The sequence below is a fragment of the Dactylosporangium cerinum genome (genome assembly GCF_042653625.1).
Classification (GTDB): domain Bacteria; phylum Actinomycetota; class Actinomycetes; order Mycobacteriales; family Micromonosporaceae; genus Dactylosporangium; species Dactylosporangium cerinum.
In genome coordinates, this window is record NZ_JBHSIU010000131.1 from 382,469 (window position 1) to 409,034 (window position 26,566).

Annotated in this window: 31 protein-coding genes and 1 riboswitch; of the genes, 15 read left to right on the forward strand and 16 right to left on the reverse strand. The window is 73.8% G+C overall.

Translation table 11 applies throughout. From position 1 onward, the window contains the following. Positions 1-6 precede the first annotated feature (6 nt). Positions 7-426, forward strand: coding sequence for a MarR family winged helix-turn-helix transcriptional regulator (locus tag ACFPIJ_RS63865; RefSeq protein WP_380129329.1), 420 nt, complete (start codon positions 7-9; stop codon positions 424-426). Next, complete coding sequence (locus tag ACFPIJ_RS63870; RefSeq protein WP_380129330.1) at positions 423-1,991, forward strand: MDR family MFS transporter; 1,569 nt, start codon at positions 423-425, stop codon at positions 1,989-1,991. The genes ACFPIJ_RS63865 and ACFPIJ_RS63870 overlap by 4 nt, the downstream gene beginning before the upstream one ends. Before the next feature lie 53 nt (positions 1,992-2,044). Here the strand turns inward: ACFPIJ_RS63870 and ACFPIJ_RS63875 are convergent, their stop codons facing one another. After that, positions 2,045-2,584 carry a hypothetical protein gene (locus ACFPIJ_RS63875; RefSeq protein WP_380129331.1) on the reverse strand — a complete coding sequence of 180 codons (540 nt, stop codon included), beginning with the start codon at positions 2,582-2,584 and terminating at the stop codon, positions 2,045-2,047. Positions 2,585-2,647: 63 nt separating this feature from the next. Here ACFPIJ_RS63875 and ACFPIJ_RS63880 point away from each other — a divergent pair, with 63 nt between their 5' ends. After that, entirely contained in the window at positions 2,648-3,097 is a 450-nt protein-coding gene (locus ACFPIJ_RS63880) for a GNAT family N-acetyltransferase (RefSeq protein ID WP_380129332.1), read from the forward strand. 52 nt (positions 3,098-3,149) lie between these two features. Here ACFPIJ_RS63880 and ACFPIJ_RS63885 read toward each other — a convergent pair whose 3' ends face one another. Continuing rightward, positions 3,150-3,695 (reverse strand): hypothetical protein, encoded by a 546-nt coding sequence (locus ACFPIJ_RS63885; protein WP_380129333.1) that lies wholly within the window; start codon positions 3,693-3,695, stop codon positions 3,150-3,152. A gap of 99 nt (positions 3,696-3,794) precedes the next feature. On the opposite strand from ACFPIJ_RS63885, the gene ACFPIJ_RS63890 reads away from it, so the two are divergent. Further along, positions 3,795-4,757 (forward strand): GlxA family transcriptional regulator, encoded by a 963-nt coding sequence (locus ACFPIJ_RS63890; RefSeq protein ID WP_380129334.1) that lies wholly within the window; start codon positions 3,795-3,797, stop codon positions 4,755-4,757. Here the strand turns inward: ACFPIJ_RS63890 and ACFPIJ_RS63895 are convergent. Then, on the reverse strand, positions 4,754-5,530 hold the full coding sequence (locus ACFPIJ_RS63895) for a class I SAM-dependent methyltransferase (protein WP_380129335.1): 777 nt from the start codon (positions 5,528-5,530) through the stop codon (positions 4,754-4,756). The genes ACFPIJ_RS63890 and ACFPIJ_RS63895 overlap by 4 nt on opposite strands. A 184-nt stretch (positions 5,531-5,714) precedes the next feature. On the opposite strand from ACFPIJ_RS63895, the gene ACFPIJ_RS63900 reads away from it, so the two are divergent. Continuing rightward, on the forward strand, positions 5,715-6,128 hold the full coding sequence (locus ACFPIJ_RS63900) for a hypothetical protein (protein ID WP_380129336.1): 414 nt from the start codon (positions 5,715-5,717) through the stop codon (positions 6,126-6,128). A gap of 90 nt (positions 6,129-6,218) precedes the next feature. Here ACFPIJ_RS63900 and ACFPIJ_RS63905 read toward each other — a convergent pair whose 3' ends face one another. Beyond that, on the reverse strand, positions 6,219-6,980 hold the full coding sequence (locus ACFPIJ_RS63905; protein WP_380129337.1) for a hypothetical protein: 762 nt from the start codon (positions 6,978-6,980) through the stop codon (positions 6,219-6,221). 259 nt (positions 6,981-7,239) lie between these two features. On the opposite strand from ACFPIJ_RS63905, the gene ACFPIJ_RS63910 reads away from it, so the two are divergent. Continuing rightward, complete coding sequence (locus ACFPIJ_RS63910; protein WP_380129338.1) at positions 7,240-8,409, forward strand: MFS transporter; 1,170 nt, start codon at positions 7,240-7,242, stop codon at positions 8,407-8,409. 240 nt (positions 8,410-8,649) lie between these two features. On the opposite strand, the gene ACFPIJ_RS63915 is transcribed toward ACFPIJ_RS63910, so the two are convergent. Further along, positions 8,650-9,885 carry a hypothetical protein gene (locus ACFPIJ_RS63915; protein WP_380129339.1) on the reverse strand — a complete coding sequence of 412 codons (1,236 nt, stop codon included), beginning with the start codon at positions 9,883-9,885 and terminating at the stop codon, positions 8,650-8,652. Positions 9,886-9,890: 5 nt separating this feature from the next. Then, the gene (locus ACFPIJ_RS63920; protein WP_380129340.1) at positions 9,891-10,343 is read right to left on the reverse strand and encodes a hypothetical protein; all 453 of its coding nucleotides are present in this window, start codon (positions 10,341-10,343) and stop codon (positions 9,891-9,893) included. An 85-nt stretch (positions 10,344-10,428) separates the two neighbouring features. Between ACFPIJ_RS63920 and ACFPIJ_RS63925 the strand changes: the two genes are divergently transcribed. Continuing rightward, positions 10,429-11,166, forward strand: a complete 738-nt coding sequence (locus ACFPIJ_RS63925) for a copper resistance CopC family protein (RefSeq protein ID WP_380129341.1) — start codon at positions 10,429-10,431, stop codon at positions 11,164-11,166. Positions 11,167-11,190: 24 nt separating this feature from the next. On the opposite strand, the gene ACFPIJ_RS63930 is transcribed toward ACFPIJ_RS63925, so the two are convergent. From ACFPIJ_RS63930 to ACFPIJ_RS63940, 3 genes are all read right to left on the reverse strand, one after another. After that, complete coding sequence (locus ACFPIJ_RS63930) at positions 11,191-11,580, reverse strand: hypothetical protein (RefSeq protein ID WP_380129342.1); 390 nt, start codon at positions 11,578-11,580, stop codon at positions 11,191-11,193. Between the two features lie 32 nt (positions 11,581-11,612). After that, positions 11,613-11,933 carry a hypothetical protein gene (locus ACFPIJ_RS63935; protein WP_380129343.1) on the reverse strand — a complete coding sequence of 107 codons (321 nt, stop codon included), beginning with the start codon at positions 11,931-11,933 and terminating at the stop codon, positions 11,613-11,615. Between the two features lie 229 nt (positions 11,934-12,162). Further along, on the reverse strand, positions 12,163-13,014 hold the full coding sequence (locus ACFPIJ_RS63940; protein WP_380129344.1) for a hypothetical protein: 852 nt from the start codon (positions 13,012-13,014) through the stop codon (positions 12,163-12,165). A gap of 70 nt (positions 13,015-13,084) precedes the next feature. Continuing rightward, a riboswitch (cobalamin riboswitch) is annotated at positions 13,085-13,215 on the forward strand. A 32-nt stretch (positions 13,216-13,247) separates the two neighbouring features. On the opposite strand from ACFPIJ_RS63940, the gene ACFPIJ_RS63945 reads away from it, so the two are divergent. Genes ACFPIJ_RS63945 through cobM form a run of 5 tightly spaced genes read left to right on the forward strand, consistent with a single transcriptional unit; the run spans position 13,248 to position 19,633 of the window. Continuing rightward, positions 13,248-15,344: a VWA domain-containing protein gene (locus ACFPIJ_RS63945; protein WP_380129345.1), complete on the forward strand. Its 2,097-nt coding sequence runs from the start codon at positions 13,248-13,250 to the stop codon at positions 15,342-15,344. Positions 15,345-15,346: 2 nt separating this feature from the next. Continuing rightward, positions 15,347-15,949, forward strand: coding sequence for a cob(I)yrinic acid a,c-diamide adenosyltransferase (gene cobO, locus ACFPIJ_RS63950; RefSeq protein WP_380129346.1), 603 nt, complete (start codon positions 15,347-15,349; stop codon positions 15,947-15,949). After that, positions 15,943-17,286, forward strand: coding sequence for a cobyrinate a,c-diamide synthase (locus tag ACFPIJ_RS63955; RefSeq protein WP_380129347.1), 1,344 nt, complete (start codon positions 15,943-15,945; stop codon positions 17,284-17,286). Before cobO ends, ACFPIJ_RS63955 begins: the two co-directional genes overlap by 7 nt. Then, positions 17,274-18,896, forward strand: coding sequence for a precorrin-6y C5,15-methyltransferase (decarboxylating) subunit CbiE (gene cbiE / locus ACFPIJ_RS63960; RefSeq protein ID WP_380129348.1), 1,623 nt, complete (start codon positions 17,274-17,276; stop codon positions 18,894-18,896). Before ACFPIJ_RS63955 ends, cbiE begins: the two co-directional genes overlap by 13 nt. Beyond that, on the forward strand, positions 18,887-19,633 hold the full coding sequence (gene cobM / locus ACFPIJ_RS63965) for a precorrin-4 C(11)-methyltransferase (protein WP_465252355.1): 747 nt from the start codon (positions 18,887-18,889) through the stop codon (positions 19,631-19,633). Before cbiE ends, cobM begins: the two co-directional genes overlap by 10 nt. Here the strand turns inward: cobM and ACFPIJ_RS63970 are convergent. The 3 genes from ACFPIJ_RS63970 to ACFPIJ_RS63980 form a co-directional block, all read right to left on the reverse strand. Beyond that, a complete protein-coding gene (locus tag ACFPIJ_RS63970; RefSeq protein ID WP_380129349.1) occupies positions 19,613-19,825 on the reverse strand; it encodes a hypothetical protein in 213 nt (70 codons plus the stop codon). The genes cobM and ACFPIJ_RS63970 overlap by 21 nt on opposite strands. A gap of 87 nt (positions 19,826-19,912) precedes the next feature. Beyond that, positions 19,913-20,173: a HEAT repeat domain-containing protein gene (locus ACFPIJ_RS63975; RefSeq protein WP_380129350.1), complete on the reverse strand. Its 261-nt coding sequence runs from the start codon at positions 20,171-20,173 to the stop codon at positions 19,913-19,915. Positions 20,174-20,222: 49 nt separating this feature from the next. Further along, positions 20,223-21,398: an MFS transporter gene (locus tag ACFPIJ_RS63980; protein ID WP_380129351.1), complete on the reverse strand. Its 1,176-nt coding sequence runs from the start codon at positions 21,396-21,398 to the stop codon at positions 20,223-20,225. A 71-nt stretch (positions 21,399-21,469) separates the two neighbouring features. Here ACFPIJ_RS63980 and ACFPIJ_RS63985 point away from each other — a divergent pair, with 71 nt between their 5' ends. Then, on the forward strand, positions 21,470-22,219 hold the full coding sequence (locus tag ACFPIJ_RS63985; protein WP_380129352.1) for an AraC family transcriptional regulator: 750 nt from the start codon (positions 21,470-21,472) through the stop codon (positions 22,217-22,219). Between the two features lie 7 nt (positions 22,220-22,226). Beyond that, positions 22,227-23,297, forward strand: a complete 1,071-nt coding sequence (locus tag ACFPIJ_RS63990) for a hypothetical protein (RefSeq protein ID WP_380129353.1) — start codon at positions 22,227-22,229, stop codon at positions 23,295-23,297. A gap of 40 nt (positions 23,298-23,337) precedes the next feature. On the opposite strand, the gene ACFPIJ_RS63995 is transcribed toward ACFPIJ_RS63990, so the two are convergent. After that, on the reverse strand, positions 23,338-23,805 hold the full coding sequence (locus ACFPIJ_RS63995) for a hypothetical protein (protein ID WP_380129354.1): 468 nt from the start codon (positions 23,803-23,805) through the stop codon (positions 23,338-23,340). 124 nt (positions 23,806-23,929) lie between these two features. Here ACFPIJ_RS63995 and ACFPIJ_RS64000 point away from each other — a divergent pair, with 124 nt between their 5' ends. Next, complete coding sequence (locus tag ACFPIJ_RS64000) at positions 23,930-24,436, forward strand: hypothetical protein (protein ID WP_380129355.1); 507 nt, start codon at positions 23,930-23,932, stop codon at positions 24,434-24,436. Between the two features lie 2 nt (positions 24,437-24,438). Here ACFPIJ_RS64000 and ACFPIJ_RS64005 read toward each other — a convergent pair whose 3' ends face one another. Genes ACFPIJ_RS64005 through ACFPIJ_RS64015 form a run of 3 tightly spaced genes read right to left on the reverse strand, consistent with a single transcriptional unit; the run spans position 24,439 to position 26,550 of the window. After that, a complete protein-coding gene (locus ACFPIJ_RS64005) occupies positions 24,439-25,227 on the reverse strand; it encodes a hypothetical protein (protein ID WP_380129356.1) in 789 nt (262 codons plus the stop codon). Between the two features lie 33 nt (positions 25,228-25,260). Beyond that, positions 25,261-25,944 (reverse strand): hypothetical protein, encoded by a 684-nt coding sequence (locus ACFPIJ_RS64010; RefSeq protein WP_380129357.1) that lies wholly within the window; start codon positions 25,942-25,944, stop codon positions 25,261-25,263. A 45-nt stretch (positions 25,945-25,989) separates the two neighbouring features. After that, the gene (locus ACFPIJ_RS64015) at positions 25,990-26,550 is read right to left on the reverse strand and encodes a TetR/AcrR family transcriptional regulator (RefSeq protein ID WP_380129358.1); all 561 of its coding nucleotides are present in this window, start codon (positions 26,548-26,550) and stop codon (positions 25,990-25,992) included. Between the last annotated feature and the right edge of the window lie 16 nt (positions 26,551-26,566).

Below are 26,566 nucleotides of genomic sequence, written 5' to 3' on the forward strand. Positions count from 1 at the left end.
GTACCGGTGGAGCTGCGCGACGAACTGTCCGAGCTGATGAAGGTCCTCCGCGTGCTCAAACAGCAGCGGCATCCGGTCCTGCCGAGCGGGACCGTCGGGCTGCTGCTGGCGATCGAGCGCGGCGGGCGGCTGAAGGACGTCGCGGCGACCTGTGCCCTGGACCAGTCCACGACCAGCCGGGCGGTCAGCGCCGCCTCACAGGCCGGACTCGTCCGGCGGGTGCCCGACCCGCACGACGGGCGGGCCAGCATCCTCGAGCTCACCGACGCCGGCCGGGCCACCCTCGCCGAGGCCGTGAGCTGGTACGACGCCCTGCTCGCCGACGCCCTGCGCGACTGGACCAGCGCGGACGTCACGCAGTTCGGTTCTTTTCTGCGGCGCTTCACCACCGCGCTGCACGGCACGTCTCTGGAGGCGCAACGATGAGTCAGACGAAGACCGAGGAGCCGATGTCGCATCGGCAGATCCTCGAGGCGCTGAGCGGCCTGCTGCTCGTGCTGTTCGTGGCGATGGTGAGCTCCACCATCGTCTCCACCGCCCTGCCGAAGATCATCGGGGCGCTCAACGGCACGCAGGGCCAGTACACCTGGGTCGTCACCGCGACCCTGCTCACCGCGACCGCCTCCACCCCGATCTGGGGCAAGCTCGCCGACCTGTACAGCAAGAAGCTCCTCGTCCAGATCTCCATCGTGATCTTCGTCGTCGGCTCGATCGTCGCCGGCCTGGCCCAGAACGCCGGCGAGCTGATCGCCGCCCGCGCCTTCCAGGGCATCGGCGTCGGCGGCCTGCAGGCCCTCGTCCAGGTCGTCATCGCCGCGATGATCCCGCCGCGGGAGCGTGGCCGCTACAACGGCTACCTCGGCGGCGTCATGGCCGTCGCAACCGTCGGCGGCCCCCTCCTCGGCGGCGTCATCGTGGACACCTCGTGGCTCGGCTGGCGCTGGTGCTTCTTCGTCGGCGTGCCGATCGCCGTCATCGCGCTCATCGTCCTGCAGAAGACCCTGCACGTCGCCACGCTGCGCCGCGACAACGTCCGCATCGACTACCTCGGCGCCTCGCTCATCGCCGCCGGCGTGAGCACCCTGCTCATCTGGGTCTCGTTCGTCGACAGCTCGTTCGCGTGGCTGTCCTGGCAGACCTTCGCCATGGTCGGCGCCGGCCTGGTCCTGCTCGCCTTCGCCGTCCTGGTCGAGGCCCGCGCCGCCGAGCCCGTCGTCCCGCTGGACATCGTGCGGCAGCGCACCACCGCCCTGTCGATCATCGCCAGCCTCGCCGTCGGCATGGCCATGTTCGGCGGCGCGGTCTTCCTCGGCCAGTACTTCCAGATCGGCCGCGGCTACACCCCGACCGAGGCCGGCCTGCTGACCATCCCGCTGATGGCCGGCGTCCTCGGCGCCTCGATCGTCGTCGGCCGCCTGATCACCCGCTCCGGCAACATCAAGCCGTACATCGTCGCCGGCACCGTCATCCTCGTCCTCGGCTTCGCGGCCCTGGCCACCATCGACCACGAGACGTCCCTCGTCTTCGTCGGTGCGGCCATGCTCCTCGTCGGCATCGGCGTCGGCTCCTCCATGCAGAACCTCGTCCTCGCCGTGCAGAACACCGTCCCCCTGAAGGACATCGGCGCGGCGAGCTCGACGATCGCCTTCTTTCGCTCCCTCGGCGGCACGATCGGCGTCTCGGTCCTCGGCGCCGTCCTCGCCCGCCGTGTCACCGAGAACATCGCGCACGGTCTGGCCGCCGCGGGCGTACCGGCCGGCGCCGGCTCCAGCGGCACCAGCAACCTCAACCTCAACGCCCTCCCGCCCGCGATGCAGCACATCGTCCGGGCCGCTTACGGCGACGCGACCGGCCACATCTTCCTCATCTCGGCCGGCATCGCGATCGTCGGCGTGATCGCGGCGGCACTGATGAAGCCGACCGCCCTGCGCAGCACCCTCGACCTGACCGCCCCGACCGAACCCGAGAAGGTCCCGGCGACAACCCGCTGAGCAACGCCGGTGGGCGGGGCGGCTCCCCTTGGAGCCGTCCCGCCCTCGCCGTTTCAGAGCAGCACGCAGGCGCGGTGTCGCAGGAGTTCCTCGGCAAGTTCCTCGACCATGGCGGTGGCACCGACCGCACGCAGCGCCTCCGCCACCAGGCCCGGCACGCCGTCCGGCGCCTCGTGATCCCCGACCGCCGGCAGCGCCGTCAGCAGGTGCACCGGCTCCAGCGGCAGGAGGGCCCACGGCAGTCCCGGGCCCGCATCTTCGGCAGCGAGCCGGCGCACGCCGGCCTGCGCCTCGGCGTCGAGCAGCCAGGTGATGCCGCTGTCGTCCGGCAGATTGCACACGACCAGGTGCATGGTCCCGCCACCGATCGGCACCGTGAACACCGGCCACTCATCCGGGCGGTCGAAGTCGTCGACATAGACGTCCAGGTCGGCAAGGTCCGCCCCGAACGCTTCAGGTGCCGAGCGGGCCATGCCCACCCGCAGGAGGAACGCCGGCCAGAACAACTCGTCGTCCACCCAACCCGTGGCGTCGACCAACGGCGATGTCGTCAGCGGCGGCCGGAACCCCTCCAGGTACCCCGGAATGTGCACGACCCATCGTAGGGCGTCATGGGCCCGGACCCACGTACGCCCCGGTGGAGGTAGGTTGCGGGGATGTCGCTGGTGCCTGAGGACTTCGTCGTTCCTCGCGAGCTCGTGACCGGTCAATTCCGCCTCGAGCCACTCGGCCCGCAGCACAACGAGCGTGACCACGCGGCGTGGACCGGCAGCATCGAGCACATCCGGGCGACGCCCGGGTTCGACGGCTGGACCTGGCCGCCGGTCGAGGGCATGTCCCTGGAGCGCAATCTCGCCGACCTGGAGCGCCACGCGGCCGACTTCGCCCGGCGGACGGGCTTCACGTACTCGGTCATCGAGGTGCCCGCCGGCGACGTCATCGGGTGCGTGTACCTCTACCCGGCGCGGGACGACGGCTCGGTCGTGGAGGTCCACTCGTGGGTCAGCGCCGGCCGGGCCGAGCTCGACGGGCCGCTCCATGAGGCGGTCTCTCGGTGGCTCGCCGTGGACTGGCCGTTCACCAAGGTCCGATACGCGGCCAGGTAGATCAGCCAGGCCAGGTGGTCAGCCGGGCCAGGTGGTCAGCCGGGCCAGGTGGTCAGCGCGCGACGAACAGGATGCCGACGGCCAGGGTCAGGTCCAGCACGCCGCACCACTCGGCGAACGAGCGGGCGACGACGGCGTCGGCGCGCCAGTGCGCGGCGTCCCAGGCGGCGTGGGCCAGCAGGCCGGCGGCGACGAGATAGCGGCCCACGTCGGTGGGGACCGACAGGGCGGCCACGCCGACCGCGAGGAACACGAGGCTGGCCGGTGACTGCAGGGCGGGCAGGCCCCGGCGGCGTAGTTGCCCGCCGAAGAGGCCCACGGCGATCAGCGCGACCGCGAGGACGACCAGGGACGGCCACGGGTCGATGTCGAGGAGGCGCTGGACCGCGACGACGCCCACCAGTGCGAAGAGCACCGGCCAGGTGGCGCGGGGGCGGTCGACGACCGTGACGAAGAGGTACCCGGCCGCGGCCACGGCGAGCAGGAACGCGTACTCCAGGCCGTCCCCGGCATCCCACAGGCTGATGGCGGCCCAGGCGAGCGCGAGCCAGGTGGGCCAGCGGTGACCGATCGCCGACGGGACAGAAATTGATGACATGGCCACACCGTCGCGGCCAGGGAGGCGGCGCACCAGACCAGCGTCGCGGCAGGTCCGAAAATCTGGGATGCGGGTCCGTTCGGACTACACTGCCGGCGCATGGAGACACGGCCGGTCGCCGTCATCGGGTACGACGGTGCCGAGCTGCTCGACATCGCCTGCGTGACGACGACGTTCGGCATGGCGAACGTGATCGGGGGTTTGCGCACGCCGTACCGCATCATCGTGGTCAGTCCGGGCGGGCTTCCGATCACCTGCGGGCCCGGCGTGGTGCTCCACAGCGCACAGGCGCTCGAGCGGCTCACCGAACCGCTGGACACCGTGATCGTCTCGGGCGGGATCGGTCATGCCGGCGCGGCCGCGAACCCGTTGCTCGTCGCCCACGTGCGGCGACTGGCCAAGCTCAGCCGGCGGGTCGCGTCGGTGTGCACCGGCGCGACCGTCCTGGCCGCCACGGGACTGCTCGACGGCAGGCGCGCGACCACGCACTGGAGGTTCGCCGACAGGCTGGCCGCGCAGTACCCCGGCGTCACCGTCGATCCGGATCCGATCTACATCCGGGACGGGGAGATCTCCACCGCGGCCGGCGTCACCAGTGCCCTGGACCTGGCGCTGGCCTTCGTCGAGGAGGACCACGGCATCGAGCTGGCCCGGATGCTGGCCCGCGACCTGGTGACCTACCTGCAGCGGCCGGGCAACCAGGCGCAGATGAGCCTGTTCACCGCCGCACCGCCACCCGACCACGCCACCGTCCGGGGCGTCGTGGACCACATCAACGCGGCGCTCGACGGCGATCTCAGCACGACCAGCCTGGCCCGGGTCGCCGGGGTGAGCCCGCGCCACCTCACGCGGCTGTTCCTGACGAACCTCGGGCAGACGCCGGGCCGTTACGTGCGCGACGTCCGCACGGCGGCGGCCGCGCACCTCCTGCTCACCACCACGCTGCCGCTGCCGGGCATCGCGGCACGGTGCGGGCTCGGCTCGGCCGAGACGCTGCGCGCCGCGTTCCTGCGGCGTTACGGCATCGCCCCGTCCCGCTACCGGGCCATCCACGAAGGTTAGGGCCGGCGGGCGACGCCGAGGAGGTGGCCGCTGGCGCCGAGCATGCTGGGTTCGCGCTCCACGCCGCGCAGCACCTCCAGCATCGTCTCCGTCGCCGCAGGGTCGCCGACCAGGGCGTCCAGGCGGTCGTCGTTGAGCCACAGCGGGCACTCCACCGCGACGACCTGGACGTCGGTCAGCCCGGCGTCCTCCGCCTCCGCGGCGACCTCCTCCGGGCGGTGGAAGTACGCGGTGGTGAAGTAGCTGCGGCCCGACGAGTCGTTCACGTGCCGGCCCTCGCGCAGGGCGCGCTCGACCAGCGGCGGGAAGCCGGGGTCGTCGAAGAAGCCTTTGAGCAGCCCGTCCAGCAGGAACGCGAACCGGCTGATCACCGCGCCGACCACCACGCCGCCCGGGGCGACGGCCCGGGCCGCCTCGCGCCACGCGGCGACCCGGTCGGCACGTTCGGGCAGGTGGTACAGCGGGCCGAGCAGCAGCACCGCGTCGGCGGCGCCGTCGGTGACCGGCAGGGCGCGGGCGTCCCCGACGGCGGCGGTCACGCCCGGCTCCGGGGTCAGGTCCAGGACGTGCACGCGATATCCGGCGGCGGTGAGCGGGCGCGCGTAGACACCGGTGGCTCCACCCACGTCCAGCAGCGTCGCCGGCACGGGTGGCAGCACCCTGGTCAGCACGTCCCAGGTGCGCAGGAACTCGAGCCGACCGACGCCGGACGCGGTGAGCCTGGTCCGTTCGCCGCCGCGTCGGTAATACTCGGAAATCGCGTCTGTTGCCATACGCACTGTTATACCGACCGCGTTCGATCGGCTGGTGGGGTTTTCCGGGCCCGCTTCGGCCCGTTCTCGGGCGGTTCGGCTGATGTGTGGGTGGCACGTTTCCGGGATTTTGGGTCGGGCGGACGGCCGTACCGTTAGGTCCAACAGCGCAACACCGAGATACGCATCCGAGAGGAACACCCCCATGAGCGAGTACGGCGAGATCGAGACCAGCGAGGGCCACGGCGGGCTCTCCGAGGCGCACGCGGAGACCGGCAGCGAGCAGGACTACAACTCGCAGTACGGCATCCTCGAGACGGACCACCAGAGCATCGAGCACACCGAGTACGAGAACGTCAAGCACATCGAGTACACGGACGCCGCGGGCAACCACTACGAGGTGACCGAGTACACGCACTACGAGCACACCGAGATCGAGTCGGAGCACACCTTCGCCGCGTACGGCCAGGAGGGTTCCGCCGGGTTCGGTGCCGCCGAGGTCGAGGCGACCGACGCCTCCTCGGACTCGCAGGTCCTGTCGCTGACGGAGCGGTTCGAGAGCTTCCTCGGCGACGTCCTGGACGGCCCGAACTACGAGATCTCCGACAGCAGCGCCTGACCCACCCGCTCGGGTGTGTCTCGACTGCGCTAGGAACGCCGGTCAGCCTTCGGGCTGGCCGGCGTTCCGCGCTGTCCGCCCCGAGTCAGTTCACGCCCGGGTGGCGATGACGGCCAGCATCTCCGTCATCCGGTCCCAGGCCACTTCGACCGGCATCTGCTGGAACACGAACTGGACGATGACGCCCTCGGCCGCCCAACCGCACCACGTGACCAGGACATCCTCGACGCGATCGCTGCGGCACAGCGCGGCACCGTCGATGGCCCTCGGCAGGGTGCGCCGGTAGGTCGTGGCGGCCCAGTCGGACCTGCCCGCGTGTGCCGCGTCCTGGGTCGCGAGCCACCGGTTGATCGCGACCACCGGGCCGTCCGCCGTGAACCGCGCCCCGACCTGCCCGGTCACCAGCACCCAGTACTGCGGGTCGAGGGCGTCCTCGTAGGCCGCAGCGTACGGGTCTGTGATCCCGGCCTGCCGCTGCCGGGCCAGCGCCGCCGTGACCGACGTGGTGTCGGCCGAGCGCCGCAGCGGCCCGGCCTCAGCCGGCGCGACCAGCACCCACTTGTACACGGGGCCGGACGACCGGCCGCCGCTCGGTGACGCGGACGCGGTGCCAGGGAGGCCGGGCTGCGTGGCCGGCCTCGTCGGGCGGGCAACCGGGGACTTCGCCGCGCGGGTGGCCGGGGGCGAGGCCGTGCGGTGTCCCAGGCGGTTCATGGTGTACCCGTAGACGCCGACGCAGGCCACCAGGACCACGATGCCGGCCAGGATGGCGATCATCGGACCGGGACGCAGCCGCCGGGCGCCGCGCGGGCCGGGCTCGGGCGGCTGGTAGTGGTAGGGCGTCGGCTGCATCAGTGGCCGATCCGGCGCCGCGAACTCTCCGCCGGACGGAACCTGCGGCGTCCAGTGCGAAGCGGGCGGCACCGGCGCAGCCGGGGAAGGCGAAGGGGACGGGGGCGGCGAGCCGTCGGGCGGGTGCCACCCCTGGTTGGGCTCCGGACCGACCACTGCCACTCCCCGCCGTCGCTGAACATCGGACCGGCGCAGGATACGTGATCATGCAGCCGCGGAGCGGCCCACGCGACGGAGGCGCCGGCGGTACCGTGGCAAAATGACGACCACGAAAAGCGTCGATGCCCGGCGGGGTCATCGCGACCTCGCCGTGCTCACGGCCGGTCTCGCGGTGTCGATCGCCGGCGACGCGGCCGCGTTCATCGCGCTGCTGCTGCGGCTGCAACCGCACGGCAGCGGTTGGGTCGCGGCGCTGCTCGCGGCCGAACTGGCGCCGTTCGTGGTGCTGGCGCCGGTGGTGGGGCGGGTCGTCGACCGGTTCGAGACCCGGGCCGTGCTGATCGTCGCGCTGCTCGGCCAGGCCGTTGTCGCGGTGCCCCTGGCCCTGCTGGACGGGCCGTTGCCGACCGTGCTGCTGTTCGCCGCGCTCGCCAGCCTGTCGGCGTTCGTGCGGCCGTCGACGAACGCGCTCGTGCCCGCCATCACCGGCCCCGACGGGCAGCAACGCGGCTTCGCCCGGCTCGGGCTCGGCTTCGGGCTCGGCTGGATCGTCGGGCCCGGCGTCGGCGGGCTGCTCACCGGCTGGTTCGGGGTGCGGACCGCGGTGCTCGCCGACGCGGCCACGTTCGCCGTGCTCGCCGGCGCATGCGCGCTGCTCACGGTGCGCCGGCGGCCCGACCCTTCGGCGGTCGGCCGCGACCGCTCCGGCGGGCTGCGGCTGCTGCTCGGCGACCGGGTCCTGTCCGTCGCGATCCTCGGCGCCGCGGTCTGCACCGGCGCCGCCATCGTGGACAACGTCGCCGCGCCGTTTCGCTTCATCGACCAGCTCGGCGCGTCGGACAGCCAGTACGGGCTCTACCTGACGCTGTGGGGCGTCGGCTCGCTCGCCGGTGCGCAGGTGCTGCCGCTGCTGCGCTTCAGCCACCGCACCGGGCTCGCCGTCGCGTGCCTGACCACCGGCGCAGGGATCGCGGGTATCGGGGTCGCGCCGACGCTGCTGCTCGCGTACGCCGCGGCCGTTGTCGGCGGGGTGGGCAACGGCATGCTGAACGTCGCCCAGAGCGCGCTCGTCACCGCCCGCACCGCGCCGGAGCGGCACGGCCGCGTCTTTGCCACCGTCGGCGCCGTCGTCCAGACCGCCATCGGCGGCGGCACCGCGGCCGCCGCCCCGCTCGTCGCCTGGCTCGGCGGCGGTGGCGCCATGCTCACCGCCGGCGTCACGTCCATGGCGGCCGCCGTCACCGTCCTGCTCCTCACGAGCAGGGCCTGAGGGCGGACCGGGGTGTGCTGATACCGGTCAGGGGTGTCGGGTGGGTGACAGGGTGGCGCAAGTGTTCGCCAAGTGGGCGCCAAGTGCGGGGCGGCATGCTCTTTCCAGCAGCAACCGAAAGGGTCCGCAAGGGCCCTCGCACGGACTAGCTCGAAGGCCCCCCTTCGATATACATATTTCGCTGGACCGGTAGAGCGGCGCTCCTCCCTCGCGCCGCTCTACCAAGCGTTCCGAGCGCTTTCAGCCGGTGAAGAGCAGGACCAGGCCGGCGACCGTGTAGGCGACCATCAGCCCCAGCAGCGGCACCTGGCCGGTCATCGCCTGGGCGCGGGGGAAGAGTTTCAGGGCCCGGTCGTGGGCGAGGACCGTGCCGACCAGGTGCCCGAGGATGATGGCGGTGATCTGGACGTTGGCGACGCCCGTCGGGGTGATGACGCCCGTCCACGGGTCGAAGTCGGGCTGGTCGAGCAGCAGCGCGACTGTGCGCTGGCCCTCCAGGACGAACAGCGAGTAGTAGTGCGCCACGACGTAGCCGACGACGATCGGCACGATCGAGTGGGCCAGCTCGCCCGGGGTGCGCTCGGCCGAGGTGTGGCCGCGCCGGCCCGCCGCCCGGGTGGCGACGGTGTACGCGAGCGCCACCGCACCCACCACGCCGAGCAGGCCGAGGGTGCCGGTGACGGGTGCGGGCAGGCCGTTCTCCTGGGTGAAGCGCAGCCAGAACAGGGCGCCGGACATCGCGTCGTAGAAGGTGGCGCCGAGCAGGATGACGACGACGGCGACCAGGCCGGGCGCGGGGCGCAGGCCGGCGATCCCGTCGAGGGGGTTGCGCCAGACGCGGGTGCCGTCGGGGCGGCGGCCGATCACGGCGAGCCGGCCGACCAGGTCGCTGAGCACCTCGAACGCGTCGCCGCGGGTGAACCAGTCGGGGCCGTAGACGAAGGCTCCGGCGAGCATCGCCACGGCGTACACGGCGAGCCAGGTGCCCAGGACCGGCAGGGTCGCCCGGTCCGGGGCGACGAGCTCCAGCCAGGCGAACGCGAACAGCCCGACCGCCGCGGGCCAGTAGCCGAGACCGGCGGGCAGCTCGCGGCGGGGCTTGAAGCCCAGCGACAGGGTCCGCAGCGGGTTCAGCGCCCGCCAGACCGGGCCGAGCAGCAGCGACAGCGGGACCAGGCCGACCCAGAACAGCACGTACACGATCCCGGCGGCCGGGTTGTCGGCGTTGTCGGGCAGCGTGAACGTCCAGGCCAGCACCGCCAGCAGCGCGATGCCGAGCAGCCGCGGCACGGCGGCGGGCACGGCGAACGTCCGCACCGGGCGGCCCGCTGCCGGGTCGAGCCGTGGGGCGCGCCACGCAACACCGAGCACGAGGAACGACACGATCAGGGCGGCGGCGGCCCCGACGAGCAGCTGGCCGAGGGTGAGCGGCAGGTCCTGGCGGCCACCGACGCCGTGCGCCAGGACCGGGGTCACGGGGTTCAACGGACCACGAGCTGGAAGAGGACCAGGTGCGACGAGTGCGTCTCCACCTCGAACAGCCCGGTCTTGTCGACCCGCAGGTCGATCGAGGCGGGGGTCCCGGCCGGCAGCGCCAGGGTCTTGTCGTAGCCGTGCACGTGCAGCTCGTCGGCGACGTCGGAGGTGACGGTGATGCGCACCAGGCTGCCCTTGGCGACCTCGACCCGGCCGGTCGGCGGGGTCACCTTGCGTTTCGCGACGGTGACCACGACCTCCTTGTCGAAGGCCGGGACGGGGGAGGGCGGTGCCGACGTCGGACCCGCGGTCGGCGACACCGAGGCCCCCGGGGAGGCCACCGGGGCGGCGCTGGTCGCCGGGGCGCCGGTGGTGGGCGCGGCGGCGGGCGAGTCGCAGCCGGCGGTCAGGAACGCGAGCAGGCAGGCGGCGGCGACGGTGGATCGGGCGGCAGGCACGAAAGGGGCTCCGGGGGCGGCGGGTTTGTCAGGGCTGTGAATTTAGCGTCTTGTCGCTCATGGGGGAACCCGGCATCATGTGCCGATGCGATCGGTCCGCGCCACTATGGTCAGATTCGCGGTGCTGACGATCGTCGCCGCGCTCGGTTTGGTGCTGCCCGCGGCACCGGCCTGGGCCCACGGACAGCTCGCCATGTCCGACCCGGTGCAGGACAGCACCGTCGACAAACCCCGTGCTGAGGTGTCGCTCTACTTCACGGAGCAGCCGGCGTCGTTCGCCTGGTTCACCGTCACGGCACCGTCCGGGCTGCGGGTCGAGGGCGGCTGGCGGGGTGGTGAGCCCAAGCGGCTCGACAAGCCCGTCCAGGAATACTTCATGGTCGACGGGAAGTTCGAGCCCAGGTCGTACAACACCGGCTTCCCGGCGATCGTCCCGGTGTCGCACTGGCCGGAGCAGGGGCTCTACACCGTCGCGTACCAGTCGGTCGCCTCCGACGGCGAGGCGGTGAAGGGGCAGCTGCGGTTCACCTACAGCGGCTCGGTGACACCGGCGCCGGCCGGCTGGACCGCGCCGGCCGGCGGGCCGCCGGAGGCGCTGACCAGGGCGCTCAACAAGGAGAATGCCCCGGCGGCGACGCAGGCCGCGCCCACTGCCGGCCCGCAGCAGGCGCTGCCGCCGGCCGCCCCGGCGACGCCGTTCGTGCTCACCGACTGGCTGATCCCGGGGCTGCTCATCGCCGGCGTCGCGGTGATGGTCTGGCTCGCGGCCCGCCGGGCGCCGATCCAGCCGGAGAAGAAACGCCGCAAGGCCGCCCTCCGGTAGGAGGACGGCCGGCGCGGCCGGGTGTCACTTCGTGGCGGTCCCGCAGGTCTGCTGGATCTGCTGGGTGAGCCGGTTGGCGAACCCGTGGTCACTGATGATCCGCTGCTGGTACTGCTCGACCTGCGCGTCGGTCAGCCCGGTGTAGATGGGCTTGCTCGCGTACGCGTCGGCCATCGCGCCCGGGTCGGTGTAGACCCGCGACTGCACCGCGCACAGGTGCGCCGCCGTGGTGTCCACGTAGATCGTCTCCAACCGTTCGGGTGTCAACGACGCGCTGGCGGAGGGGCCGGCCCCGGTTACCACGGACGGGGCGGAGATCTTCGCCGGGGTGTTCGCCGACTCGTCGCCGCAGCCGGTCAGTCCGGCCGTGGCAGCGAGTGCGGCGAGCGCGAGCAGCGCTCTGGAGCGGATCATGACGATGCCTTCCTGCAGCGACGGGCCGGCTTCTAGACGACGACGAGCGTGAGTGGATTGGTGTCGGTGGTGGTGCCGTAGGTCTGCTTGACGGTGAGCGTGTAGGTGCCGGCGGCGACGTTCGTGGCGTCGAACTTCACCGACGCGTAGTCGTCGGCCCCGACGGGCAGCCCGGCGGCGTCGTTGAGCTGCGTGTACGCCCGGTCGGCGGGGTAGCTCACGCCCAGACCGGCAGGGCCGCCGGAGACGGTGATCTTCAGGTCGTCGACGCCGGCCTTGCGCGCCTGGAACACCAGCTGGCTCCAGACCGGGGTCTTCTTCGGCACGGTCACCGTGGAGGTCTTCTGCGTCACGCCGTCGCCGCTGACCAGGATGATCGGCAGGGTCGCGTCGAGGTGGCGGTGCGCGCGGTGCCAGCCCGAAGGCGGGGGTTGCGGCGCTGGCCGGGGACGCGGCGGGCAGGACGGCGGCCGCACCGGCGGCGCAGGCGATGGCGACTGAGGCTGAACGGCGCATCGGAGAGGTCCTTCTCTGTCGGGCTGCTGATGTCTGCCAGATCGGCCGATCCCGCGTGGGCTTGAGCTAGCCGCCGAGCGCCATCCAGGTGTCGTACTGGTGCACCGCGATTCCCTCGAACGCCGCATAGCGCTGGGCGGCGCTGTCGACCGCGCTCAGGGTCGCCCGCATGGCGCTGCCGCTGCCGCCGTGGAACGTGCAGTACGCGCAGTCACCGAGCGCCTGCGTCTCCGCGCCGAGCCGGGCCGGCTTGGCCGCCTTCCCCGCCCGTTGCAGCAGGTCGTCGGCGACGCCGATCATGGAGTTGCCGCCGGTGGCGGTGTTGCGGTAGCTCATCACCGTGACGCCGTCGACCCGCGCCAGCACGGCGTCGGCCAGGTTCTCCCCGCCGACCTGCACCGTCGGCAGCCAGAACGGCACGTCGAGTTCGACGGGCGGCCCGACTCGCGCCAGCTCGTCCAGCAGCGCCAGCAGCATCGGTACCAACGCCGCCTGTTGCTCGTCCCAGGACGGCAGCAGATAGGGCTCGACGTCGACGTGCAGGCCCCGGAACAGCCCGGTCGCGGTGGCGGCGCGGGCCCAGGCCAGGGCGGTGCTGTGATCCGTGGTCCAGGCCGGTTCGCCGCCGAGCGCGTCCAGGACGATCCCGGCGTCGTCACACAGCGCGCGCAGCCGGGTCAGCTCCGTGACGCCGGCCCGCGGATCGTAGTACGCGAAGATCGTCGTGACCGAGTTGGCGACCGCCCAGTCGACGACCGACTCCGGGGCCGCCCGCTGCCACAGCCACATGGCCCGGGTGCCGGGCGGCGCCACCGACGTCTCCGGCGCGAGCGGCGGCAGGCGCGGATGCACGGCCGCGACCAGCAGCCCCAGGGTCAGCACGACGCACAGGACGGCGTGCGCCACGCTCCGGATCACGTCAACTGTTCGGCGGCGCGGACCCGGCCCGAAGGATTTGGGTCACGTTGACGTCACTGGGAGCCGTGGGACACGATGAACCCCGAGCGGTCATAGGGAGGAACCCAGTGCGAGTCTGGGACGGTCCCGCCACTGTGACCGGGCGCCACCAGCCGGGTGCATCCGGGAGTCAGAGACTCCAGCCGCTCGCTTGACGACCCAGCGGGCGCGGACCCGCCGAAGGGAATGTGCCCGTGACGTCGCCGTACCCGTTCTCGGCCGTGGTCGGCCTGCCCGACCTGCGCCTCGCCCTGCTGCTGACCGCCGTGTCACCGGCGATCGGCGGGGTCCTCGTCCGGGGCGAGAAGGGCACCGCCAAGTCGACCGTCGTGCGGGGCCTCGCCACGCTGCTGCCCGAGGTCGACGTCGTGGCCGGCTGCCGCTTCGCCTGCGATCCCGCCGCGCCGGACCCCTCGTGCCCGGACGGCCCGCACGCTCCTGATTTTGGTTTGGTCCGGCGCCGGTCCGCCCTGGTCGAGCTGCCCGTCGGGGCGACCGAGGACCGGGTCGTCGGCACCCTCGACCTGCAGCGGGCCCTCGGCGACGGGGTCAAGGCCTACGAGCCCGGCCTGCTCGCCGCCGCGCACCGCGGCGTGCTCTACGTCGACGAGGTCAACCTCCTGCCCGACCACCTGGTCGACCTGCTCCTCGACGCGGCCGCGATGGGCCGCGCCCACGTCGAGCGTGACGGGGTCTCCGTCAAGCACGCCGCCCGCTTCCTGCTCGTCGGCACCATGAACCCGGAGGAGGGCGAGCCGCGCCCGCAGCTCGTCGACCGGTTCGGGCTGGTCGTCGGGGTCGCGTCGCCGTCGACACCGGCGCCGCGAGCCGAGGTGGTGCGGCGGCGCCTGGCCTACGAGAACGACCCCGAGGCGTTCGCGGCCCGGTTCGCCGAGGAGGACACCGCGCTCGCGGCCCGGATCGCCGCGGCCCGGCGGGCGCTGCCCGGGGTGTCGCTGCCGGACCGGCAGCTGGACCGCATCGCGCGGATCTGCCTGGCCTACCGGGTCGACGGGCTGCGCGCCGACATCGTCGTGGCCCGCACCGCGGTCGCGCTCGCCGCCTGGCACGGCCGGACCGTGGTGACGAAGGACGACCTGCGCGACGCGGCCCGCCTCGCGCTGCCGCACCGGCGCCGCCGCGATCCCCTCGACCCGCCGGGCGCGGACCAGGAGCGACTGGAGGAGATCCTCGACCAGGAGCTCAACGGCCCCGACGACGACGGTGGTCCTGACGAGGGGGGCCCTGACGATGGCCCGGATGGAGGCGATCCGCCGCCTTCCGATCCTTCCCCCGGTTCCGATCCCGCTGCACCGGATATTTCCGACAAGTCGCATGATGCGAACGGCGGTGGCGGGGCGCCCCCACCTGTCTCGCCCGGTTCCAGCACGCCCCCGCCCGATCCCAGCGCGGACAAGTCCGAAATTTCGGATCTGAGCGATGTGGCGCCGGGCAACGACGGCGACGCGGGCCCCGCCACGCAGCCGGCCGGGGAGCTGGCGTTCGCGCAGGCGCCGTACCAGACCCGGCTCCTGACGATCGGTGGCCGGGCCAACCGGCAGCAGGGCGCCCACGCCGGCCGGCGCTCACCCGCGCACGGGCGGCACGGGCGCGTGGTGCGGTCCCGGCAGCCCAGCGGCGGCAAGCTCGTCAGCCTGCACCTGCCCGACAGCGTGCGCGCCGCGGCGCTGCGCGGCTCCCGCAGCGTGCACGCCCAGGACCTCCGCGAGGCGGTCAAGGTGGGCCGGGAGGCCAACCTGGTGCTGTTCGTCGTCGACGCGTCCGGGTCGATGGCCGCCCGGCAGCGCATGACGGTCGTCAAGACGGCCGTGCTGTCGTTGCTGCGCGACGCGTACCAGCGCCGGGACAAGGTCGGCATGATCACCTTCCGGGGTGCGGAGGCGACCAGCGTCCTGGAGCCGACCGCCAGCCACGAGGTCGGCGTCCTGCGCCTGGCCGAGCTGCGCACCGGGGGCCGCACGCCCCTCGCCGCCGGGCTGCGGCAGGCCGCCCGCACCCTGCACGGCGAGCGGCGCCGCGACGCCCGCCGCCGTCCGCTGCTCGTCGTCGTCACCGACGGCCGGGCCACCAGCGGCCCCGACCCGCTGACGGTCGTGCCCGCTCTGGCCGGGGTGCCCGCCGTCGTCGTGGACTGCGAGTCCGGACCCGTGCGGCTCGGCCTTGCCCAGCGCCTCGCCCGCGCCCTGTCCGCCGACTGCGTCCCGCTGTCGGCCCTGTCCGCCGGGTCAGCCGGGAAAGCCGGGTCCGCCGTGTCCGTTGTGGGGAGCTGAACATGCCGCAGGGCAAGGTCGAGAGCGTGCCCGACGACGGGCTCACCACCCGCCAGCGCCGCCGGCAGCACGTCCTGGCCGTCCACACCGGACAGGGCAAGGGCAAGTCGACGGCCGCGTTCGGGATGGCGCTGCGCGCGTGGAGCGCCGGCTGGCCGATCGCCGTGTACCAGTTCGTGAAGAGCCCGAAGTGGAAGGTCGGCGAGGAGACCGCGCTCAAGGCGCTCGGGGAGACCGGCAAGGGCGGTCCCGTCGTGTGGCAGAAGATGGGCGAGGGCTGGTCCTGGATCCAGCGCCCCGGCAGCGAGCGCGACCACGCCGCCGAGGCCGCCGAGGGCTGGGCGCAGATCAAGCGCGACCTGGCCGCCGAGGCGCACCGGTTCTACGTGCTCGACGAGTTCACGTACCCGATGAAATGGGGCTGGGTCGACGTCGCCGACGTCGTCGCCACGCTGCGGGACCGACCCGGCAACCAGCACGTCGTCATCACCGGCCGGGACGCGCACCCCGACCTGATCGAGCTCGCGGACCTCGTCACCGACATGACGAAGGTCAAGCACCCGATGGACGCGGGCCGCAAGGGGCAGCAGGGCATCGAGTGGTAGCCAGGATCGTCATCGCGGCACCCGCCTCCGGCCACGGCAAGACGACCGTGGCGACCGGGCTGCTCGCGGCGTTCGCGGCGCGCGGCATGCGCGTGGCGCCGTTCAAGGTCGGGCCCGACTACATCGATCCCGGCTATCACGCCCTCGCCGCCGGCCGGCCCGGCCGCAACCTCGACCCCGTCCTCGTCGGCGAGGACCGCATCGGGCCGCTGTTCGCGCACGGGTCCGCCGGCGCCGACATCGCCGTGGTCGAGGGGGTCATGGGCCTGTTCGACGGGCGCACCGGTGCGGGGGAGTTCGGCTCGACCGCGCACGTCGCGAAGCTTCTCGACGCGCCCGTCCTCCTGGTCGTGGACGCCACCGCGCAGGCCCGCTCGATCGCCGCGGTCGTGCACGGCTTCCGCTCGTTCGGCTCGGGCGTCCGCATCGCCGGCGTGGTGCTCAACCGGGTCGGCTCCGACCGGCACGAGCGGATCCTCCGCGACGCGTGCGCCGAGGTCGGCACCCCGGTGCTCGGGGTGCTGCGCCGGCACGACGCGGTCGCCGCGCCGTCCCGGCACCTCGGGCTCGTCCCCGTCGTCGAGCGGCACGCGGAGGCCACGGAATCGGTGCGGGCGCTCGCCGCCGTGGTGGCCGCCGGCGTCGACCTCGACGCGGTCCTCGCCGTCGCCCGCGCCGCGCCCGCCTTCGTCGCGGCGCCGTGGTCGCCGGTCGTGGCCGAACCCGTCGCCGGCCGGCCGCTCGTCGCGGTCGCCGGTGGCCCCGCGTTCTCGTTCAGCTACGCCGAGACCGTCGAGCTGCTCGCCGCCGCCGGCGCCGAGGTGTCCACAGTGGACCCGTTGCGGGACGAGTCGCTGCCGCCCGGCACGCGCGGGCTGGTCGTGGGTGGCGGCTTCCCGGAGGTGTACGCCCAGCAGCTCTCCGACAACGTCCCCCTGCGGTCAGCCGTCGCCGCCCTCGCCGCCCGCGGTGGCCCGGTCGCGGCGGAGTGCGCGGGGCTGCTGTGGCTGGCCCGGTCGCTGGACGGCCGGCCGATGTGCGGCGCGCTGCCCGTCGACGCGGCCATGACACCGAAGCTGACCCTCGGCTACCGCGACGCCGTCGCCGTCGGTGACAGCGTCCTCGCGGCCGCCGGGACCAGGGTCAGCGGCCACGAGTTCCACCGCACCGCGGTCACTCCACCGGCCGGTGCCACCCCGGCGTGGGCGTGGCGGGGCGAGACCGGCACCGTGCGGGAGGGGTTCACGGCCGGGTCGGTGCACGCGTCGTACCTGCACCTGCACTGGGCCGGCGCACCCGAGCTGGCGCACCGGCTGGTCACCGCATGCGCTGCGTGATCGGGTTCGGCGCCCGGTCCACCGCAACCGCCGCCGACGTCGAAGCCCTCCTGACCGGCCTCCCCGGAGCCGGCGCCCTCCCGACCGCCCCGCCCGAAACCGTTTACGTACTGTCCACAGTCGACACCAGACTGGACCTCGCCACGGAGGTGGCGGCCGCGCACGGCTGGACGGTCACCACCGCGCCCGCCGAAGTGCTCGCCCGGGTCGAGGTGCCCAACCCGTCGGCGATCGTGGCCGCCCACACCGGCACACCGAGCGTCGCGGAGGCCGCGGCCCTGCTCGCGGCCCGCGCCTATCCGTCCGTCCGGACGGTGTTCACCGCGCCCGGCGGGCCGGCGCCGGCCGTGGAAGGGCCGGCGGTGTTGCTGGTCGCCAAGCGGGCCTCCGCGGTCGCCACCGTGGCCGTCGCGGCGGTCGCGCCCGCCGTGACCGTCGTCGGGATCGGGACCGGCGGCCTCGAAGACCTGTCGCCGGCCGGCCGCGCCGCGATCGCCGCCGCGACCGTGCTGTTCGGCAGCGAACGGCAGCTCGACCTCGTGGCGGACGCCGGCACCGGCGCGAAAACGGTGCCGTGGCCCTCGCCGCTGGTGCCGGCCCTGCCGCGACTCCTGGCAGCGCACCACGACGAGCGGGTCGTCGTCCTCGCCAGCGGGGACCCCATGTACTACGGCATCGGCACCACGCTCGTGCGGCTCCTCGGCGCGCGGCACGTCCACGTCGTGCCGCACCCGTCGGCGGTGTCCCTGGCGTGCGCGCGGCTCGGCTGGGCCCTCGACGACGTCGAGGTGGTCAGCGCCGTCGGCCGGTCCGCCGACGCGCTGCGCCGCGTCCTGCACGACCGGCGCCGGGTCCTCGTCCTCAGCGCCGGCGCCGGCACCCCCGCGCAGGTGGCGGAAATCCTGCACGACACCGGTTTCGGCGCAAGCGAGGTCACCGTCCTGGAGTCGCTGGGCGGCCCGGATGAGCGGATCCACCACGACGTCGACGCGGCCGGTCCGCTGAACGTCGTGGCCGTCGACTGCCGCGGCGACGGCGGGATCCAGGTGGTGCCCGGGCTCGCCGACGGGTCGTACACCTCCGACGGCCAGCTGACCAAGCACGAGATCCGGGCCGTCACCCTCGCTGCCCTCGGCCCGCGCCCCGGCGAGCTGCTGTGGGACGTCGGCGCCGGCTCCGGCAGCATCGCGATCGAGTGGCTGCGCGCGCACCGGTCGTGCCGAGCCGTCGCCGTCGAACGCGACCCGGTCCGCGCGGAACGGGTCGTCGCCAACGCCCGCGCGCTCGGCGTGCCGCAGCTGTCCACTGTGGTCGGTGCGGCGCCCGGGGCACTGCCCGAAGGATCACCCGATGCCATCTTCATCGGCGGCGGCTTCACCGCGGCAGGGGTGTTCGAGCGCTGCTGGTCGGCGCTGCGCCCCGGCGGGCGGCTGGTCGTCAACGCGGTCACCGTCGAGTCGGAGCGGCTCGTCGCCGAGCTCCACGCGACGCACGGCGGCGAACTGACCCGGATCGCGGTCCAGCGTGCCGCACCCGTCGGCGGGTTCCTCGCCTGGCGGCCGATGATGCCGGTGACGCAGTGGCTGGTCAGAAAGGCGATGTGGAAGTGACGGTGTACTTCATCGGTGCCGGACCCGGCGCCGCGGACCTGATCACGGTGCGGGGCCGGGACGTGCTCGCCCGCACGCCGGTCTGCCTGTACGCGGGCAGCCTCGTGCCGGTCGAGCTCCTCGACGTGTGCCCGCCCGGGGCACGGCTCGTGGACACCGCCAACCTCGACCTCGACCAGATCCTCGCCGAGCTGACGGCCGCGCACGCCGCCGGGCTCGACGTGGCCCGGCTGCACTCCGGCGACCCGTCGGTGTTCAGCGCGATGGCCGAGCAGCTGCGCCGGCTCGACGCCGCGGGCGTCCCCTACGAGATCGTGCCGGGCGTGCCCGCGTTCGCCGCCGCGGCCGCCTCGCTCGGCCGGGAGCTGACGGTCCCCGGGGTCGGGCAGACCCTCATCCTGACCCGCACCGCGGCCCGGGCCACCCCGATGCCACCCGGCGAGGAACTGTCCACCTTGGCCGCCAGCCGCGCCACGATCGTGCTGCACCTGGCCGTGCAGCGCATCGCCGTCCTGGTCGAGGAGCTCATCCCCTGGTACGGCGAGGACTGCCCGGTCGCGGTCGTCGCCCGGGCCAGCCGACCCGACGAGCTGATCCTGCGCGGCACCCTGTCCGACATCGCCGGGCAGGTGCGGGAGGCCGGCATCCTGCGGACCGCGGTCATCGTCGTCGGCCGGGTCCTCACCGCCGAGGAGTTCCCCGACAGCCACCTGTACTCAACGACCCGGCCCCGCTGAGGCGCCCGCCACGCGGCTGAGGTGCTCGGCGGCGGCCCGGTCGAGGTCGTCGTCGCGGCACCAGCTCGCGGCCAGGGACGGCAGGCCGGCCGCCGCGGCCCGCGCTGCCCGGGCCGGCTCGTGCCGGCGCAGCCCGCCGCAGTCCCACTGTGAGCGCAGGCCGTCGAGGGGCCGCTCGACCGGGCGGGCCACCTCGGCGAGGAACTCGTCGTCGGTGAACCCGAGCCCGCGGATCCAGCGCCACCGCCGCCGTCCGCCACGGATCCCGGCGCGCCGCGATCAGCTCGGCGAGCGCGTCGGCGGCCGCACCGCCCGCGGCGGGCCGAGGCGTTCCAGGCCGACACAGGCCCAGTAGCGCAGCTCCGGCTCGCCGTCGAGCGCCTCGAGCAGCAGTGGCACCGCCGCGGTCCCGGCGCCGTCGAGCAGGTCACGCAGCGCGGCGCCGGGGTCGTGCGGGGACGGCGTGAACTCGCTGTCCCAGTGCCGATCGCTGCACACCTCGAGCCGGAACCGCTCGAACAGGGCCGCGGCGCCGTCCATGCCACCGACCCTAGCCCCGTCGGTGCACGCCGGGCCGCGGACCGGGCGATCAGCCTGTCGGTTCCCGCAGCGCCGTGGACAGGGCGACGGCGACGACCGGGACGATCGCGAGGGCGATGAACGCGCCCCGGGGGCCGTGCTGCTCGGCGACGAGGCCGAGCAGTGGCATGCCGAGCCCGCCGGCGCTGACGGCGAGGCCGAGCGTGACCCCGGCGGCGGTGCCGGGGCGGCTGGGCAGGTAGTCCTGGCCGAGCTTCACCAGCACCGCGAACGGGATGTTCGTGACCAGCCCGACGAGCAGGACCAGCGGCAGCGCGGCGTAGCGGTCCGGGCACAGCAGCATCGCCGCGATCGCCGGGCCGAGCAGGAGGTTGCCGAGCCGGACGGTGCGCACCAGGCCGATCCGGTCGGCGATCCGCCCGCCGGCGAGGGTGCCCAGCACGCCGCCGCCGAGCTGCAGGGCGAGGGCGGCGCCGCCGAGGGTGCTGGACGCGCCGAGGGTGTCGATCCAGTACAGCGCCACGAACGTGTTGACGCCGAACGAGACCGCGGACCGGACGATCTCGACCCCCGCGAGGACCGCGAACCTGCCGGGCCGGTCCCGGCCGGGTGCGGCGGCCTTCGCGGCCGCGCGGCCCGTGACGCGGCGCTGGTGACGCAGCAGGACGAAACCCATGAGCACGGCCGGCGGGATGAACAGCGCGGTCGCGCCGACCCCCCACGCGTCCAGCGCGGGCGTGGCGAGGGCCGGCGCGACGAAGAACCCGACGCTGCCACCGGCCGCGAAGTAGCTCATCGCGGTGGCGCTCGACCCGGCGGCCAGGCGCGCGTCCCGCCCGGCGGCGGGGTGGAACATCGCCACCCCGAGCCCCGACAGCAGCAGCAGCGTCCAGACCAGGGGATACGTCGGGGCAACCCCGGCGAGGCCGGCGCCCGTGCCGGCGAGCGCCACCCCCACCGGGGACATCCAGGGCAGGCGGCGGCGGTCGGCGATGACCCCGAACACGAGCTGCGGCAGTGAACTGCCCAGCGCGGCGGCCATGGCGAGCCCCGCGGCGCCGACGTAGCCGTAGTGGCGGTCGAGGACGAAGTACGGCACGGCGGCGGGCACCAGGCCCTGGTAGAAGTCGTCGACGGCGTGCGCGGTCGCCCACACCCGCATCCGCCGCCACGGGGACGGGTCGCGGTGTGTTTGCGGGTCGGTCGTCAGTTCAGCGGTGCTCACCCTTTCAAGATCGCAGTGATCGGCGGTGCGGACTTCCGGTATTCTGCCGATCAATGTCGAAAATCCGCCACATGCCGCTCGCGCCGACGACGGCGACCGAGCACGGCTCCGGTGCGTTCATCGACCGGCACCGGCACGACCAGCATCAGCTGGTCTACGTCAGCCGCGGCGTCATCGCCGTGCAGACCGAGGTCGGCGGCTGGGTCGCCGCCGCGGACCGGGCCGTGTGGATCCCCGCGGGCTGCTGGCACGAGCACCGTTTCCACGGCGCGAGCGTGTTCCACACCATCGGGTTCCCGCCCGCGGACCCGCCGCTGCCGGCCGGCGCGCCGACCGTCGTCGCCGTCGGCGCCCTGCTGCGGGAGCTGCTCGTCGCCGGCACGGACCCGGCGCTGCCCCGCGACGAGGAGCTGCGGCTGCGGGCGGTGATCCGCGACCGGCTTCGCCGCGCCCCGCAGGAGCCGGTGGCGCTGCCCACCGCGCGGGACGGCCGCCTCGCCACCGCGTGCCGGCTCGCCGCCGACCGGCTCGACCAGCCGCAGACCCTGTCGTCGCTGGCCCGCCTCGCCGGCGCGAGCGAGCGCACCCTGGCCAGACTGTTCCGCGCCGAGTTCGGCCTGACCTACCCGCAGTGGCGCACCAACGTCCGCGTCTACCAGGCCATGATCCTCCTCGCCGGCGGGCTGCCGGTGACGGCCGTGGCACACCGCTGCGGCTTCGGCACCCCCAGCGCCTTCGTCGACACGTTCCGCCGCGCGACGGGCCTGACCCCGGGCGTATATCAGGCTCGGGAACGCACCGGCGCCACGCCCGGGGGATGATCGGGAGGTGCGGACACGGTGGACCGGCGGTGGCGTGGTGGCGTCGCTGCTGGCGGTCGCCTTCCTGATCGGGGCGGAGGGCGGCGCGGCCCGGGACCCGGCCGGTGTGGACTGGCCGCGGTCGCGGTTCCTGCTCACCGCCGGCAACAGCGGCGACCTGACCGGCACGGCCGGTCGCGGAGGCAGCCCGATGCCGTGGTTCCAGGTGCACGATACGGACGCCAACGGCCTCGAGACGCTGACCGAGTCGGTGCCGCAGCCGGCGTTGCCCGCCGGCGACGCCCGGGAGATCGTCGCCGGACCCGGCGGCGTCTTCCTGGTCGGGTCGACCCTGGCCGAGCCGTGCGTGTCGACGCTCCACCGGTTCCGCCTCACCGATGCCGGCCACGTCACCGACCTGGCCCCGGTGCCGGGCGTCGTGCCCGGGATGGTCGCCGGACTGGCGATGAGCCGGGACGGCGGCCGGATCGCGTACGCGACGCTGCCCTGCGCGCCGCCGGTGTCGGTCCCGGGGTGGGAGCCCAGGGCGGAGGTGACCCGGGATCCCGCCCAGCGTCCCGTCCTCACCGTGCTGGACCTCGGCACCGGGCAGCGCCGCGAGTGGACCACCGCGCCGGGCACGGCGCTCGGCTCGCTGGTCTGGGCCGCCGACGGGCGCACGCTCGGATACACCCTCGGTTCGATCACCGAGGCGGAGCCGGTCACCGGCGTCACCGTGCACGCCCTGGACACCGGGGCGCCCGGCACCGACGCCGCCGGCGGACGGGTGCTGCTCGACCTGCCGGCCTACGACGGCACCGTCACCTCGGCGCTCATGGACCTGGACGGCCGCGGCGGCCACGGCACGCTGCGCCGGACCTCGCCGCCGAGCACGGTCACGTTCACCTTCACCGAGGGCCGGCCGATCCGCGCGATCGACGTCCAGGAGGACAAGCCGGGCGAGCTCTCCATGACCGTGACCACGTGGGGCGACGGCCCCCGGTATGCGTGCGCCGGCGGCGTCGACGCCTTCGGCCGCACGGCGCTCGGCTCCAGCGGCATCGGCCGCTGCTCGGCCGCCACCGACGTGCCGGGCTGAGCGGGGCGGCGCAGTCCCCGGACCTGCGCCGCCGGTGGAATCAGGTGCAGTGCTTGAGGTTCGGCCGGATCGCCGCCGGGACGGTGTTCTCGCAGACGTTGTCGGTGCCGCCGATGAGGGCCGCCCAGGTCTTCTTCGCGGCGTCGTACTTGAACACCACCACCGCGGTGTCCATGGCCTCCGGCTGGGTCAGCGCCGTCGCGTACCCCTGGTAGCAGCTGATGTCCTTGAAGCCCTTGCCGAGGATGATCGCCCCGGCGACCTCGGCGTTGGCCTGGAACGCCTTCTTCAGCGCGGTCGCGTCGACGGGGCAGCCCCCGCCGGTGGCGGCCGCGCTGGACGTGCCCGGTGCGGCGCTGGACGCCGCCGCGCTCGACGGGCCCGCGGCCGGCGCGGCACTGGACGTTGCGGCACCCGCCGGCGCGGCGGTGGTGTCGGCCGGATCCTCGGAGGAGCATCCGGCGAGAGCGACCGCCGCAATGGCGATCGGGAGCAGAGCTCGTGTCATCACACGCGGAATCCTTGCGCCTGCGGCCGTTTCGTGGTTGTCGGCTAGTGGACATCTACATTGGACAGACGGCGGATGCTTTTTCGGGGCGGCCGCCGTCACTGTCGCGCACTAGCCTGGCGGCATGGTCCGACGCCTGACGCTCGACGCGCACGCCGACAAGTACGCCACCCCGCCGCCGACCGACGGCCGCGACGTGACCGGGCTGGTGCCGGACGCCGTCGCCGAGGTCCTCGACATCGCCGAGAGCTGGCTCGGCTGGGACCAGCGCCCGATCCACCGCCACGGCAACGCCTGGACGCCGCACAAGGCGATCCGGCGGGTCGCCGACCACCTGCTCGACCATCTCGCCGAGATCGAGTGCCGTCTCGCCGGCCTGCCGTCCCCGCCCGACGAGTGGCACGGCCGCATGGTCACGACCGACGCGGACTTCGCCCGGTTCACCGAGGTCGACCTGGACGAGGCGACCAGCCGCCTCACCCGGCTCGCCGCCTGCTACCGGGCCCGGCTGACCGGCCTCGACGCCGCCCGGCTCGACGACCGACCGGCCGCGGAGACCTGGTCCCTGCGCGAGGTCGTGCACCACGTCGCCAACGTCGCCTACTACGCCAACGCCGTCGGCCGGCTGTAGCGCTACCGGGGGGCCTGAGCGCCCGGGTGCGGGAGGTGCCGGAAGTCGAACCGTTCGCGGTATTCGAGCCGCTGGTCCACGGCGCGGGCGGTGTCGGCGTCCAGGGCGTGGCGGATCTCGGCCCGCAGGACGATCTGCGCCAGGCTGTCCCCGGTCAGGTCCAGGAAGTCGGGGCCACCGGCCGGTTCCTCGACCGCGGGGAACCACGGCTCGTCGCGCAACGGGTGCCACCACCGGTCGGGGACGAATTCCTGGAGCATGTCCACGGCTGGGGCGAGCCAGCCATCGGGGGCGTAGCCGAGGCTGTCGACCCACACCTCGCCTTCGAAGGGGCCGTTGAGGACCAACCATGCGTAGAGCTGGCTGCGGGTGCCGCCCAGGTGCATCGTCCCGTCCCTCGGCCCGCCGTCGATGTCGTAGAAGTCGTCAGGGTCCAGATGATCCGCGTCCTCGCCCATCCCCTCTCGCGCCTCCTCGAGGTCGGCCGGCGTGCCGGACCACGGCCGGGTCAGCCGGAACGGCGAGGTGTTGAGCCGCCAGAACGGGTCCGCCTCCGCCTGCCTCGCGAGTGGCGTCCCGTAAGCGGCCAGGGCCATCAGGCCGGTGTCGACGTCGCCGAACTCCAGCAGGTAGCGGCGGTAGTTCTCCGGCAGCCGCAGCCCGTTTCCGGCCTCGAAACGTTCCACCGCGGACTCGTCCAGCGGTGAGGGCGCCGCCTCGGGCCAGTTGAGTTCCCGCAGGCGGGTGAACAGTCTCCGGATCCGCGCGAGGCGGTGCTCGATGTCGGTCACGCCGCATTAGATCAGGCCCGTGCCGGCGGCGGTTCAGAAGTCGATGACGGTGAGCCACTCGCCGCCGCGCCGCGGCCGGTATCCGAGCGTGCCGGCCAGGGCGTGGACCACGGCGGGCAGGTGGCCCGCGCCGTAGACGACCGCGACGTCGATCGGGTCGTCCGCACGGGTGCGGTGGATCTCGGTGAGCGCCTCGATCAGCTCGCGGTCCCGGTCGTGGACGATCCACTTCGTGAGGAACTCCCGGGAGAACCGGACCTCGGAGTCGTCGCTGATCTCGAAGTGGCGGCGCAGCAGCCAGCGGGTGCCGCCGACGGCCATGGTCACGGTCAGGTACGGCACCAGGACCACCAGATCGAGCCAGGCCAGCAGCGGCATGCGGTCGCGGCGCCGGGTGTCCCGGAAGATCCGTTCGGGCCACACGACCGGCACCCCGAGCGCGGCGTAGTCGATGTCCTGGTGCACCAACCGGCCACGGCCGCGCTGCCGGGTGAGGCGCAGCGCGATGCGGTACGCCCGGCCGGTCGAGCTCGGTCCGTCGTAGCCCTCCGCGACGATGAGGTCGCACTGCCGGAGCCGCTCGGCGACCGCGGCGTAGAAGTCGGCCCGGCCGATGTGGACCATCGGGAACAGGACGAACCGCAGCGCTGCGGTCCGGTGCCGCAGCGTCACCACGGCCGACCGCACGCCCACGAAACTGACCTCGGTGATCTGCACGGTGCCCCCCGGTCCCGTCGATGCGGCCAGGGTAGGACCCGCGGGCTACTGCCGGCGCAGGCCGTCCAGGGCGACGCTCAGGACCCGGTCGCGCTGGGCGGTGTCGACGAACCCGCCGGCGGTCAGGCCGCTGATCATGCGCAGCGTGTCGTCGAACGTGACGTCGGTGCGCACGGCACCGGCGGCCTGGGCGCGGGCCAGCAGCGGCTCACCGACGCGGTAGATCTCCTCGCGGCAGTGGCGGAACATGGACGAGTCGCGGTTGAGGGCCTCGTAGATGGCGCGCTTCGTCGCCGTGTACGCCACGAACCGGTGCAGCCACGACACCAGGGCGTCCCACGGCGGCAGGTCGGCGACGTCGTCGGCGGTCTGGCACAGCTCCTCGATCTCGCCGATGTAGACCGTCTCGAACAGGTCCTGCCGGGTGGGGAAGTTGCGGTACAGCGTCCCGATGCCCACGCCGGCCCGCCGGGCGATGTCCTCGAGGGACGCCTCGGTGCCCTGCTCGGCGAACGCCGCGCGGGCGGCGGACAGCAACGCGTCGAAGTTGCGCCTGGCGTCGGCACGCTGCGGCCGGCGGACGGCGACGGGGGAGTCGGCGGACACGTTCTTCTCCAGCGGC